Origin of the sequence: Streptomyces sp. NPDC006372, assembly GCF_040612515.1 — a bacterium.
GTDB lineage: Bacteria > Actinomycetota > Actinomycetes > Streptomycetales > Streptomycetaceae > Streptomyces.
The window spans coordinates 1-12,864 of the sequence record NZ_JBEXQJ010000008.1; the positions used below are offsets into that span (position 1 = coordinate 1).

At 71.6% G+C, this 12,864-nt stretch carries 13 protein-coding genes; 3 read left to right on the plus strand and 10 right to left on the minus strand.

All coding sequences use genetic code 11. From position 1 onward, the window contains the following. Positions 1 to 34: 34 nt before the first annotated feature. From hypA to ABZ016_RS15390, 8 genes are all read right to left on the minus strand, one after another. Entirely contained in the window at positions 35 to 391 is a 357-nt protein-coding gene (gene hypA / locus ABZ016_RS15355; protein ID WP_356917091.1) for a hydrogenase maturation nickel metallochaperone HypA, read from the minus strand. Positions 392 to 398: 7 nt separating this feature from the next. Further along, on the minus strand, positions 399 to 593 hold the full coding sequence (locus ABZ016_RS15360) for a hypothetical protein (RefSeq protein ID WP_356917092.1): 195 nt from the start codon (positions 591 to 593) through the stop codon (positions 399 to 401). A 23-nt stretch (positions 594 to 616) separates the two neighbouring features. Next, positions 617 to 823, minus strand: a complete 207-nt coding sequence (locus tag ABZ016_RS15365; RefSeq protein WP_356917093.1) for a hypothetical protein — start codon at positions 821 to 823, stop codon at positions 617 to 619. A 42-nt stretch (positions 824 to 865) separates the two neighbouring features. Beyond that, positions 866 to 1,462, minus strand: a complete 597-nt coding sequence (locus ABZ016_RS15370; protein ID WP_356917094.1) for a DUF5947 family protein — start codon at positions 1,460 to 1,462, stop codon at positions 866 to 868. After that, positions 1,459 to 2,001 (minus strand): NifU family protein, encoded by a 543-nt coding sequence (locus tag ABZ016_RS15375; protein WP_356917095.1) that lies wholly within the window; start codon positions 1,999 to 2,001, stop codon positions 1,459 to 1,461. Before ABZ016_RS15375 ends, ABZ016_RS15370 begins: the two co-directional genes overlap by 4 nt. Then, positions 1,994 to 3,787 carry a nickel-dependent hydrogenase large subunit gene (locus ABZ016_RS15380; RefSeq protein WP_356917096.1) on the minus strand — a complete coding sequence of 598 codons (1,794 nt, stop codon included), beginning with the start codon at positions 3,785 to 3,787 and terminating at the stop codon, positions 1,994 to 1,996. The genes ABZ016_RS15375 and ABZ016_RS15380 overlap by 8 nt, the downstream gene beginning before the upstream one ends. A 64-nt stretch (positions 3,788 to 3,851) precedes the next feature. Further along, positions 3,852 to 4,940: a hydrogenase expression protein HypE gene (locus ABZ016_RS15385; RefSeq protein WP_356917097.1), complete on the minus strand. Its 1,089-nt coding sequence runs from the start codon at positions 4,938 to 4,940 to the stop codon at positions 3,852 to 3,854. Between the two features lies 1 nt (position 4,941). Continuing rightward, positions 4,942 to 6,516: a hypothetical protein gene (locus ABZ016_RS15390; protein WP_356917098.1), complete on the minus strand. Its 1,575-nt coding sequence runs from the start codon at positions 6,514 to 6,516 to the stop codon at positions 4,942 to 4,944. A 160-nt stretch (positions 6,517 to 6,676) separates the two neighbouring features. Here ABZ016_RS15390 and ABZ016_RS15395 point away from each other — a divergent pair, with 160 nt between their 5' ends. Then, on the plus strand, positions 6,677 to 8,356 hold the full coding sequence (locus ABZ016_RS15395; RefSeq protein WP_356917099.1) for an NAD-dependent malic enzyme: 1,680 nt from the start codon (positions 6,677 to 6,679) through the stop codon (positions 8,354 to 8,356). A gap of 115 nt (positions 8,357 to 8,471) precedes the next feature. Continuing rightward, positions 8,472 to 9,386 (plus strand): RNA polymerase sigma factor SigJ, encoded by a 915-nt coding sequence (gene sigJ / locus ABZ016_RS15400; protein WP_356917100.1) that lies wholly within the window; start codon positions 8,472 to 8,474, stop codon positions 9,384 to 9,386. Between the two features lie 10 nt (positions 9,387 to 9,396). Here the strand turns inward: sigJ and ABZ016_RS15405 are convergent, their stop codons facing one another. Further along, positions 9,397 to 10,134, minus strand: coding sequence for an NAD(P)H-binding protein (locus ABZ016_RS15405; RefSeq protein ID WP_356917101.1), 738 nt, complete (start codon positions 10,132 to 10,134; stop codon positions 9,397 to 9,399). A gap of 196 nt (positions 10,135 to 10,330) precedes the next feature. On the opposite strand from ABZ016_RS15405, the gene ABZ016_RS15410 reads away from it, so the two are divergent. Then, on the plus strand, positions 10,331 to 11,608 hold the full coding sequence (locus ABZ016_RS15410; protein WP_356917102.1) for an alginate lyase family protein: 1,278 nt from the start codon (positions 10,331 to 10,333) through the stop codon (positions 11,606 to 11,608). A gap of 13 nt (positions 11,609 to 11,621) precedes the next feature. Here the strand turns inward: ABZ016_RS15410 and ABZ016_RS15415 are convergent, their stop codons facing one another. Continuing rightward, positions 11,622 to 12,854 carry a glycoside hydrolase family 88 protein gene (locus tag ABZ016_RS15415; RefSeq protein WP_356917103.1) on the minus strand — a complete coding sequence of 411 codons (1,233 nt, stop codon included), beginning with the start codon at positions 12,852 to 12,854 and terminating at the stop codon, positions 11,622 to 11,624. Between the last annotated feature and the right edge of the window lie 10 nt (positions 12,855 to 12,864).

A 12,864-nucleotide genomic window follows, 5' to 3' on the forward strand; every position in this document is an offset into this window, starting at 1 on the left:
GGCCCCGCCGGTGCGCCGGCGGGGCCCGCTCACGTCATGCCGAGGCCGGTGACGCCTCGATCCCGGCGATCTCCAGTTCCCGGCCGCTGCGCAGGTCACTGGAGGGCTGGTCACAGCGGGGACACCAGAAGAAGGGGGGTGTGCCCACCGCGAACTCCTCGGCGCACGGGGTGCACCAGGCCCGCGCCGGGATCTGCTCGACCACGAGCCGGGCCCCGGCGAGGGCGGTGCCGTCACGGGCCACCTCGAAGGCGAAGTCCAGGGCGTCGGGGACGACGCCCGCCAGCTCGCCGACCCGGACGGTCACGGCCGAGACCGCCTCGGCCCCGTCCGCCCGGGCCAGCTCGTCGGCCCGCTCGATGATCGCGGTCGCGATCGACAGTTCGTGCACGGGCTGCTCACGGATAGCGGTGGCCGGCGCGGAAACCGCCGGCCATCCGCCAGATCCGCACCTCGCGCCGCAGGCTGGGCAGCTCCCAGGCCAGCAGCGCCAAGGCCACGCCGCCCATCAGGGCGGCCTCGGCCATCAGCACCCGCTGTCCGCTCCTGCCGCGCCTGCGGGTGACGCGTCTGCGTACTCGTTGGACCTTCATGTGCGGGGACTCCCTGCTCTTCGTCATCCTGGCGAGATGTTCGGCATGGTCTCCACGAGGGCGTCATGCCGCTTCCAGTGGATCCCGGTGGAGCGGCGCGCGTCTGCGGTGCCGTCCTCGTGGTGGCCCTTCTGCTCCTCGTACCGGCCCCTGTTGCCCTGGTGCATGCCGGTGACGTGCACGGGGGTGTCGGGTTTCGCCTGGGGCCGGCCCACTCTGATGTTGCCCATGGGGTGCTCTCCTTCCTCGCCTCCGACCTGCGGAGTGCGTGCTCATGACCGCTCGGTGAGGTCCTCGAAGAACTGCTCGACGGCCGGCCAGATCCGGCCGCCGCCGGACAGGCCGCGCCACTCCCGGCGGACGACGGCGATCATCCGGTAGCAGTCGTCGATCGGCGCGATCCAGTGGTGGTCGAGGCCGTGGACGGTGTTCACCAGCAGTGCCTCCACCTCGGGTTCCACGCCGGCGAGCTGCGGACACGTCCCGGCCAGCTGCTTCCAGGCGGCCGCGTCCACCTCCCACCGCATGGCCCCGGCGGGGCTCGGGCCCTGGGCGGTGACGGTGCCGTCCGCCCGGGGCACGAAGAAGACCAGGCCCACCGGTACGCCCAGCACCGCCGTGTCGACGGCGGGCAGCCGGACCCGGCGCCGGGGCACGAGACGGTACTGGCCGGCACCCGCCCCGGCCCCCGCGAACAGCACCGAGCAGGGGCCGCACACACAGCGGACCTCGTCCTGCCCGGTGTCGTAGAGGTGGGCGTGTTCGTCGGCGACGGGCGCGGCGCACAGGTCGCACACCTCCGTCCGGGCCGCCGCGGTGCGGTCGGCCGACGAGCGGATGAGGCGGGCCAGGGCGCCTTCGGTGGTCACCCTGCGCCCCGGTGCGTCAGCGTGGTCAGCGGTACGAACGCGGGGGCCGGCGTCGTCGGCAGCGGTTCCACCGCCGTCAGCTCCGGCGCCACGGCGAGGACGGCCTCCCGGACCGCGTCGGTGACCTGGGCACCTCCGTCACCGCAGCCGGATCCGCACCCGCCGCCCGTCTTCAGGCGCACCCGGCCGACCTCCCCTTCCACTCCGGCCCACTCCACGTCGCCGCCGCGCTCCTGCACGGCGGGCCGCAGCCGTTCGACCGCGCGGGCCGCCCGGCGCTCGGCGGGCTCGGGGTGGATGTCGTGCAGAACCAGCAGGTGCCCCAGCAGCTCGTCCTCGGCGAGGCTCCCGGCCAGACGCTCGTCGGCGTGGTCCAGGACGCGCGCCAGGGCCTCACCGTAGACCTCGGTGAGCAGCCGCACCGCCTCCGTGGCGGGCCCGGGGACGGGCTCGAGCCCGTCCAGCACCTCGTCGAGCCGGGCGAGCCGGGCCTCGACGTCCGGGTCCGCCAGCCGTTCCGGGGCGGCGGCCTCAGCCATGGTTCGCCCCGTACGTCGGCGAGTGCAGGGTGGTCAGCGTCTTGCCCTTGCCGACGTACATGTGCACACCGCACGGCAGACAGGGGTCGAAGCTGCGGACGGTGCGCATGATGTCGACGCCCTTGAAGTCGTCCGGCCCGTTCTCCTCGAAGATGGGCTGGCCCTGGACGGCGTCCTCGTACGGGCCGGGGGTGCCGTACATGTCGCGGGGGCTGGCGTTCCAGGGGGTGGGCGGGTACGGGTGGTAGTTGGCGATCTTCTTGTCCTTGATCACCAGGTGGTGGGAGAGGACACCGCGCACCGCCTCGTGGAAGCCGCAGCCGATCGCCTCGTCGGGTACCTCGTAGTTCTCGAACACCTTGGTCTCGCCCGCCCGCACGAAGCCCATGGCCTCCTCGAGGAACTGGAGGGCCATCGCGGCCGCGTAGGCGACGAAGTACGGCCGGGCGCGGTCGCGTTCGATGGTGTTGCTCCACTTCGGGATGCGCCACTCCAGGGTCGTCTCCGGGAGCGACTCGCCCTTGGGCAGGGAGATGCGCACGCTGTGGCCGGTGGACTTGACGTACGGGGTGTCCACCAGGCCGCTCAGCGCGGTCGACCACAGGCGGGCGAGCGGGCCGCCGCCGGTGTCGAGGGCGAGGTGGTCCCCCGTCCGAGGGTCGAGCCAGCGGGGGCTCATGACCCAGCTGTACTTGCCGTCGAAGTCGCGCTTCTGCGGCACCGGGACGGTGGTCTGGTTCCACGGGTGGCGCATGTCGACGGGGTTGCCGAGCGGGTCGTGGGTGACGAACGGCTGCTCGTTGACCCAGTCCTCGTAGTAGGAGCTGCCCAGCAGGATGCGCAGGCCGAGGTTGATGTCGACGAGGTTGTTGGTGACGAGTTCGCCGTCGACGATGACGCCCGGGGTGACGTACATCTGTTTGCCCCAGGTGTTCATCGTCTCGTAGCGGTAGTCGACGGTCCTGGGGTCCTGGAAGGCGCCCCAGCAGCCCAGCAGGATGCGGCGGCGGCCGACCTCCTCGTAGCCGGGCAGCGCCTCGTAGAAGAAGTCGAAGACGTCGTCGTTCATGGCGACGGCCTTCTTCACGAAGTCGATGACCCGCATGAGCCGGCTGAGGTAGTCCGTGAAGGCGGTCGGCTGCGGCATCGTGCCGACGCCGCCCGGGTACAGCGTGGACGGGTGGACGTGCCGCCCTTCCATCAGGCAGAACATCTCGCGAGTGATGCGGCTGACCTTCAGGGCCTCTTTGTAGACCTCGCCCTCGAAGGGGTTGAAGGCCCGCATGATCTCGGCGATGGTGCGGTAGCCGTGGATCTCGCCGCGGGGCGCGTCGGTGCGCTCGGCGCGGGCCAGGAGACTGGGGTTGGTGGACTTGACCATCGCCTCGCAGAAGTCCACGAAGACCAGGTTGTCCTGGAAGATCGTGTGGTCGAAGATGTACTCCGCCGCTTCGCCGAGGTTGACGATGTAGTCGGCCAGCGGGGGCGGCTTGACGCCGTAGGCCATCTGCTGCGCGTAGTCGGAGCAGGTGGTGTGGTTGTCGCCGCAGATGCCGCAGATCCGGGACGTGATGAACCCGGCGTCGCGCGGGTCCTTGCCCTTCATGAACACCGAGTAGCCGCGGAACAGCGACGAGGTGCTGTGGCATTCCACGACTTCCCGGTTGGCGAAGTCGATCTTCGTGTAGATGCCCAGGTTCCCGATGATCCGGGTGATCGGGTCCCAGGACATGTCCACGAGCTGTGGAGTCTTGCGCTCCGTGGGCCGGGCCTCGGTTGTGGTCATCTGCGGTACTGTCCCTCGCTGTCGGTGTTCGGACGGTGGGTCGGGCGGTGCCGGCGGGACGTCATCAGGACCGCCAGTGCGGGTCGTAGCCGCTGGTCAGCTTGCGCTTGTTGTGACGCCACCTGGGCTCGTGGTTCACCAGTTCGTTGGTCATGCCGCGCAGGCGGCGGATGACCGCGCCGTACGGCTTGATGGCCAGGGACGACAGGGTGCCGCCGGGGGGCTCGTCCATGAACGGCATGAACGCGTCGGGGAAGCCGGGCATCGTGCAGCCGATGCAGATACCGCCGACGTTCGGGCAGCCGCCGATACCGGCCATCCAGCCGCGCTTGGGCACGTTGCAGTTGACGACCGGCCCCCAGCAGCCCGTCTTGACCAGGCACTTGGGCGAGTTGTAGTCCTTCGCGAAGCTGGCCTGCTCGTAGTAGGAGCCGCGGTCGCAGCCCTCGTGGACGGTCTTCCCGAACAGCCACTGCGGGCGCAGCATGTGGTCCAGCGGCGGCGGGGGCGCGGAACCGGCCGCGTGGTAGAGGACCCAGACCAGGGTCTCCATGAAGTTCTCGGGCTGGATCGGGCAGCCGGGCACGTTGACGACGGGCAGGCCGCCCTGGGAGGTGTAGTCCCAGCCCAGGTAGTCGGCGAGGCCCATGCAGCCGGTCGGGTTGCCGGACATGGCGTGGATGCCGCCGAAGGTGGCGCAGGTGCCCGCGGCCACCACCGCCCAGGCCTTGGGGGCCAGTTGGTCGATCCACCAGTTCAGGGTCTGCGGCTCGCCGGTCTCCGGGTCGTTGCCGAACGACGTCCAGTAGCCGTCGCCCTCGATGATGTTCTGGTTGGGGATCGAGCCCTCGATGACGAGGATGAACGGCTCCAGATCGCCGCGTGCGGCCGCCCGGTAGGGGGCGAGGAAGTCCTCACCGCCCAGGCTCGGGGAGAGCACCTTGTTGACCAGGTTCACCTTCGGCAGGCCCGGGATCAGGCCGAGGACCAGGTCCTCGATGGAGGGCTGGCCGGCGGCGGTCAGGGAGACCGTGTCGCCGTCGCAGCTCATGCCCTCGGAGATCCACAGGATGGTGATCTCGTCGAAGCCCTGACGGTCCTCGGCGCGGCTGGGTTCTTTGCTTACCTCGGCAGTACTGCTGTTTGTTGTCATGTCACTCGGCCTCCGCTGCGGGGGTATCGGAGTCGTTCGTGTGCCGCGCCTCCTCGGCTGCGGCGGGAGCCGGTGCCGACGGCTCGTCCGGGTCTCCGGCGGGCTCGAGCGGTTCGAGCTCGTCGGGCCGGAAGTAGTGGAAGCGCCCGTACCAGGTGTGCAGTTCGGCCGCGGGGTCGTCGTCGAGGGTGACGGCGAGGTGCACGCTGCCGTCCACGTCGTGGAAGACGGCGGCGACCCGGGCGGTGCGGCCGGCCAGGAACATGTCCTGGGCGTCGGCGCCCCGTCCTCGGGGCCGGAGCCGGACCCGGCTGCCGCCGCCGAGGCGCACGCCGTCGACGAGCACGGTGTCGGTGGACGGCGACAAACCGTCGTCGGCGCCCTCCTGCCACCACGCGGGGCGCTCGGGGGAGGCCGGGCTCGCCGGGATGACCGGTGCCAGCGACCGGACGGCGCCGTGCAGCCGTTCGAAGACCTCCTGCGGCATGGTGTCGACCCGGTCGAGGATCGCGGCCGCCCTCGGGTCGGTGGCCCGCGCCTCGCGTTTCTCCTCGTCGGTCAGCAGCATCGTGCGCAGGGTGAGGATCTCGTCGATCTCGGCGGCGTCGTGGAGGTCGCCCGGGCTCTCGGGGGCCACCTGGGGGTGGTCGGGCAGGATGATCGGCGCGGACAGGATGATGTCCGCGTCGTCCTCGGCCTGCCCGCCGAGGACGGGGAAGGTGAACTCGTTCCGGCACGAGCGGGCGAGCGCCACGAGGTCGGCCGGCGGGTCGATCAGCGAGACGAACTCCACGCCGTCTCCGCCGACGAGGGTGTGGGTGGCGATGAGCGCCCGGCGCAGTGCCTCGTCGCGGGTGGTCGTCGACCGCGGTGCGGGCCCGCTGTTGGCGGTGCGCACGCGCAGCCGGAAGAGGTCGTCGCGGAGTCGCTCGGCGGTGACGGTGGTGTCGGCCCGCACCTCGTCGCGGCGTCGCACGATCCGTCCCGCGTCCGCGGGCAGGGGTTCGACGTCCACACCGGCCGCGGCGCCCACGGCAACGGTGCGTCCGTGCCGAAGGAGCTCGTCGAGCGGGACGTCGACCTCGCATGCGCGCGGCACGGCCTCGTCGAAGGTCAGATGCGTCGTGCCGTCGCCGGTGCGCAGCGACGGCACGGCATGGTGCCGGCCGTCCGGGCCCGCCTCCTCCACCTGCTTGTGCTGCATCTGGAGGTAGCGGATCCGCACCCGTACGGACGCGTCGCCGGGCTGTCCGGACCGCAGCAGGCACTCGGTCCGCTGGTACCAGGAGTCGGCGGAGCCGGACACACCGGGGACGACGGGGCCGTCGGCCTCCACCCAGTCCCGCGGGAACAGCACCCCGAACTGCCATCGGACACGGTTCTTGGCGGAGGACCGGCGGTAGGGGTAGAGGAGGTAGCCCTCGTAGAGGACGGCGTCGGCGACGGCACTCACCTGTTCGAAGGCGTCCGGGGAACGGTCCTGCGGCAGACTCGTGCCACCGTCCGTGGCAACGCGCTCCGCGCCGCTCCTCGTGGCGGCGCACGTCGTGCCGCCCTCGGCCAGTCCCTCCGCCATCGCGCCTCCTCGTCCGGGTGTGCACGCGCATCCCTTCCACCACGGTCACACCGCTCATCCCCCCTCGCCTCCTCCGGCGCAGTGTCATTGGGCCGTTCGGGTCCGACGCGGGTGGAAGGGTGGTGGCACGAACCGGCCGGTCGAGGGAAGACGTCACACCATGGACCACTCGATGACCCACCGCCCCCGCAGCACCGACAGCCCCGCCGTGACGACCCTGGCCGACCCGCTGGTCAACAAGGGCACCGCCTTCACCCGGAAGGAGCGCGCGGAGCTCGGGCTCGACGGGCTGCTGCCGCCCGCCGTGGAGACCCTGGACGAGCAGGTCGCCCGCGCCTACGAGGCGTTCCACGGCTACGACAAGCCGCTCAACCGGCACATCTACCTGCGCCAGTTGCAGGACACGAACGAGGTGCTCTTCTACCGTCTGGTCACCGAGCACCTGGAGGAGCTGCTGCCGGTCGTCTACACGCCGACGGTGGGTGAGGCGTGCCGGCGTTTCAGCGAGATCTACCGGCGGCCGCGCGGTCTGTTCCTGACGTGGGAGGACCGGCACCGCTTCCGGGACATCCTGCGCAACCGCCCGCACGGGCGCCAGGACGTGGACGTCATCGTCGTCACCGACGGGCAGCGCATCCTCGGCCTGGGCGACCAGGGCGTCGGCGGCATGGGCATCCCCATCGGCAAGCTCAGCCTCTACACGGCGATCGGCGGCATCCATCCCGCCCGCACCCTGCCGATCCTGCTGGACGTCGGCACCGACAACGAGGACCTGCTCAACAATCCGCGCTACCTGGGCCGGCGTGACCGCAGGCTGACCGGGGCCGAGTACGACGAGATGATCGAGGCCTTCGTGTCGGCGGTGGAGGCGGAGCTGCCCGGAACGCTGCTCCAGTGGGAGGACTTCGCCACGGCCCACGCCCATCCGATCCTGGCGCGCTACCGGGACCGGCTGCTCACGTTCAACGACGACATCCAGGGCACCGCGGCCGTCACGCTGGGCGCCCTGTCCACCGCGGCGGACGTGGCCGGCACCCCGTTGACCGAGCAGCGCGTGGTGATCCTGGGGGCGGGGTCGGCCGCCATCGGGGTCGCCGACATGATCCGGACGGGCATGATCGACGAGGGACTGTCGGAGGACGAGGCCACGGCACGGTTCTGGATCCTGGACGTGGACGGCCTCCTGGTGCGCTCACGCGGTGAACTGACGCCGCAGCAGCGGATGTTCGCGCGGGACGACGGTGAGGTGACCGACTGGGACGGCACCGGCCTCGCCGAGGCGGTGCGCCGGGTCGCGCCGACGGCGCTGATCGGGCTGTCGACGGCTCATGGCGCGTTCACCGAGGAGATCGTGCGGCAGCTGGCCGCCACCTGCGAACGGCCCGTCGTCTTCCCGCTCTCCAACCCCACCTCGCACTCCGAGGCCGATCCCGCGGACCTCACCCGGTGGACCGACGGCCGGGCGCTGATCGCCACCGGTTCGCCCTTCCCGCCGCTCACGGTGGACGGGCGCGAGGTGCCGGTCGCCCAGTCGAACAACGTGTACGTCTTCCCGGCCATGGGCCTCGCGGTGAGCGCGAGCCGCGCGACCCGCGTCACCGACCGCATGCTGGTCGCCGCCGCCCGTGCCGTCGCGCGCTGCGCGGTACGCGCGGCGGACGGCGACGACGTGCCGGTACCGCTGCTGCCGCCACTGAGCGGGATGCGCGAGTCCGCCCGGGAGATCGCCCTGGCCGCGGCGCTCGCCGCCGTCGAGGACGGAGTCGCCCCGCGGGCGACGGAGGAGGAACTGCGCGAGGCGATCGCCGAGGCGCAGTGGACACCGCGGTACGAGGACTAGGGCCTGTCGTCTGGATCATGCCGGCGTCGCGGGGCCTAGTGCCGCGTCAGGTGCGGGCACGTCGCGGGACGTACTGTCTGAAGCACGACGGTCGACCCGCGGAGGCATCGGCAGCATGGACCAGGGGCAACCCCTCACCGGCGACGCGCTGGACGCCGCCGCGGACGCGTTCGAGCGGTTGCGGCCACGGCTGTTCGGCATCGCCTACCGCGTGCTGGGCAGTGTGTCCGAGGCCGAGGACGTGGTGCAGGACGTGTGGGTGCGCTGGCAGGGCGCCGACCGGAGCGCGGTGCTCGACCCGGGCGCGTTCCTGGCGAGGATCACCACGCGTCTGGCGGTCAACGTGGCCCGGTCGGCGCGGGTCCGCCGTGAGACGTATGTCGGGCCATGGCTTCCGGAACCCGTGGACACCGGTGTCGATCCGCAGGTCGGCGCGGAACGGGGCGAGGCGCTGGAGCTGGCCGTGCTGCTGGTCTTGCAGCGGCTGAACCCCGTGGAACGCGCCGCCTACGTGCTGCGGGAGGCGTTCGACTACGCCTACGACGAGATCGCGGACATGCTCCGGCTGAGCCAGGCCAACACGCGGCAGATCGTCAGCCGGGCCCGCAGGCGCCTGTCCGCCGAGCGCCGGGAACCCGTCGACACGGCACAGCACCGGCGCCTGCTCGAGGCCTTCGTCGCCGCCGCGCGGCACGGCGACGTCGACGCGCTGGAGAACGTGCTGTCGGCCGACGTCGTCGCCTACGCGGACGGCAACGGCATGCGCGGTGTGGCCCGGCTGGAGATCGCCGGGGCCGGGCGGGTGGCCAGGGTCACCGCTTTCGCCAGGAAGTTCTTCCCCGGGGCCGAGTACGGCATCGTCGAGGCCAACGGGCGGCCCAGCGTGCTGCTCGTCCAGGACGGGAGGGCCGTCGCCCTGGTGAGCGTCACCGTGGGACCCGACGGCATCGACGGGCTCTACTGGGTGCTGACGCCGGAGAAGCTGAGGGCGTACGAGCGGTCGGCACGCCGGGTCACCGGCCGCCCGTAGCCCTCCCGGGTCAGTTCCTCTTCAGCCACTCCTCGTAGCGGGTGGCCGCGAGGTGCGCGGTGTCGTCGCCGGTGAGCACGTCGGGCATGCCCGCGAACAGGCCGGCGGTCTCGTCCGTGACGACGGTGCGGCCGTCCGGCCTGGCCGCCAGGGTGATCTCACCGAGGCGGTCGAGCCCGTGCACCTCGGGTCCCGCGATGTTCCGGACGCCGTTCGACGGCTCGCCCTGGGCCGCCTCGGCTACGGCCGCGGCGACGTCGGCGGAGGCGATCGGACGCAGCCGCGTGGACGGCAGACGCACCTCCGTACCCTCGGTGGACATGTTCATCACCAGGGCGACGAACTCGAAGAACTGGGTGGCGCGCACGATGCTGTAGGGCACGCCGCCGCCGCGCACGGCCTTCTCCTGTGCGACCTTGGCCTCGTAGTAGCCGTAGCCGGGCACCTGGTCGACGCCGACGATGGACAGCGTGACGTGGTGCCGGACGCCCTTCTCCTTCTCGGCGGCGAACAGGTTCCGGGCCGAGCGGGTGAAGAAGTCCAGCGCCGGCCCGGTGTCGAAGGACGGCGAGTTCGACACGTCCACGACCACGTCGGCGCCTGTGAGCGCCTCGGCCAGGCCCTGTCCGGTGAGGGTGTCGACACCCGTGGAGGGGGAGGCGGCCACGGCCTCGTGCCCCCTGCCGCGCAGCAGCGCGACCACCTGGGAGCCGATGAGCCCCGTACCGCCGACGACCACGATCTTCATCTCTGTCTCCGTTCGCTGATGAGCTGGGATGGATGAGCCGACATGCAGCTGACTCACCAGAGAGACAGGGCAGGGCCCGGGTCTGTGACAGCCGGGCCGGAAAGTCACTCCGCCGGCACTCCATCGGCGGCTTTTATGACATGCTCACGTTGCCACGCACCTGAACATTGTTCATAGACATGAACAGGAGTGGATCGTGAGTACAGGAACTCGATTAGGCGCCCTGGTACTGGCCGTCGCCGCGCTCCTCACGGGAGTCGTGCCGGTCGCCTCCGCCCGGACCGAGGCGCGCCCCGCGTACCGGATCCCGGACACCGCCGTGCTGGACGGCGCCCGTCTGCAGCGGACGAAGACCAGGCTGGACCACGGCGACCCGCAACTCCGCCGTGCCGTCCGGACCTTGCGGACGCGCGCCGACCGGTGGCTGGACCAGGGGCCCTGGACCGTCGTCGACAAACCCAGGCCCGCTCCCGGCGGTGACGTCCATGACTACCTCAGCCAGGCGCCGTACTGGTGGCCCTCCCGGACACCGACGGCGGACAACCCGTGGGGCTGTCCCTACGTGCAACGCGACGGCGAGCGCAACCCCGAGGTCGACTCCGGCACCGACCGGCAGGACGTCGAGAAGACCTTCGACTCCGTGTACGACCTCTCGCTCGCCTGGTACTACTCGGGCGAGCGGCGGTACGCCCGGAAGGCCGGGCAGGTGCTGCGCACCTGGTTCCTCGATCCGGCCACGCGGATGAACCCGAACCTGAACCACGCGCAGTTCATCCCGTGCAAGTACGACGGCCGGGCCATCGGCATCATCGACTTCTCCCAGTCGTACACCGGCGTCCTCGACGCACTCGCCCTCCTGGAGACCGGCGCCCCGGGCTGGACGGCGAAGGACCGCACGGGCATGACGAGATGGAACACCGCCTTCCGCGACTGGCTCAGGAACAGCGACTTCGGCAAGCAGGAGGCCGCGGCCACCAACAACCACGGCACCTTCTACGACCTGCTGCTCGCCGGACTCGCCTACGCGACCGGTGACAGGGGACTGGCCCGCCGCACGGTCCTCGACGCCCGGCACAAGCGCATCGTGCCGCAGATCGCGTCCGACGGCAGCCAGCCCCAGGAGCTGACCCGCACCAGGAGCTGGCACTATTCGGCCTTCACTCTGGTCGCCCACGCCCGGCTGGCGGCCCTCGGCCGGCACCTCGGGGTGGATCTGTGGGCCTACCAGGGGCCCGAGGGACAGAGCCTGTTCAAGGCGGTCGACTATCTGCTGCCCGCCGCGACGGGCGCCGCCGCCTGGCCGCATCCCGAGCTCGAGTTCGACCGGTACGCGGCGACCGATGTCGTCCACGCTGCCGCCGACGCCGGAGACAGCCGGGCGCGGAAGGCCGTTCCGTTGCTGGAGGAGCCGCCGGGCGGCGACCTGTGGGCGCTGCGCCCGGCGGCGGAACAACTGGACTCCATCGCGGGCTGACCGGCCCAGCCGGTCAGACCGTGGAGAGGTCGATCGCCCGGTCGACCTCCCGCGGCCGCAGTACGCGCAGGATTCCCTCCAGCAGGTAGTAGTCGGCGTACGGAAGGGAGATCTCGATGCCGTCCTCGGCCGGGCGGTTGCGGGTGCAGCGGGCCACCGCCGCCTCCGCCCGGGCCGAGTTCCTCGTCAGGCACGTCTCCGCCAGTGCGGTGAGCAGCCGCAGGGCCACCTCGCGGTAGGCCTGCCGACCGGTCGCGGCGGACAGGTCGAGGAGCCCGCAGGCCATGATCGCCCCGGCCGACGCGTCCTTGATGTCGTGAGGCCGCTGCGGCGCGCGGTAGTCCCACACCGGGACGTGGTCCGGGGTCAGGGCCGCGACCGCGTGGTCCGCGAGTCTGCGGGCGGTGGCCAGGAAGTCCCGGTTCCCGGTCCGCCGGTACATCGTGGTGAACCCGTACAGCCCCCACGCCTGCCCGCGCGACCAGCACGACGTGGGGCTGTACCCCTGCACGGTGCCCGGGCCGAGCGGCGCGCCGCTCTCCGGGTCGAAGTCGTAGACATGCGGGGTCGATCCGTCCGGGCGCGGGAAGACGCGCTGTGCGGTCTTGGCGTGCTGCACGGCGATGTCCAGGTACTTCTCGTCGCCGGTCTGAGCGGTCGCGAAGGCCAGCAGGTCGAGGTTCATCATCGTGTCGATGATGACCCGGCCGGCGTTCTTGGGGTCGTCCAGCGCTCCCCACGCCCGGATGAAGCGCCCGCGCGGGTTGTACCTCCGGCTCAGCGAGTCGGCTGCCCGCAGGGCGCCCGCCCGCCACTCCTCGTCGCCCGTGAGCCGCCAGGCGGTGACCCAGGACGGGTAGAAGAGGAACCCGAGGTCGTGCGTGCTGGTGTCGTCCTGGCGAGGGGCCAGCTTCCGCGCCGAGGCGAGTGCCTGGGCGCGGAAGGTGTCGTCCCCGCTGTGCAGCCACGCCATCCACAGCGTGCCCGGCCAGAACCCGCCGACCCAGCCGCCGTTCTGCGAGTAGACCCACTTCTCGAACTTCGTGCCGACGGGGAAGGCGGTCACGCCCGGCGCGACGGCGCCGACCTTCTCGACGGCGTAGTCGGCCGCCGCGCGGAGTCCCCGCAGGGTGGGTGCCGGTGCCCGGCCGGGAGCCGTGACCGCGGCCGCGGCCGGTGCGGACGAAGCAGCCGGTGCCGCGGCACCGGCTGCCGTGGCCAGCACAGTGCGCCGGGAAACACTCATGTCGGTCCTT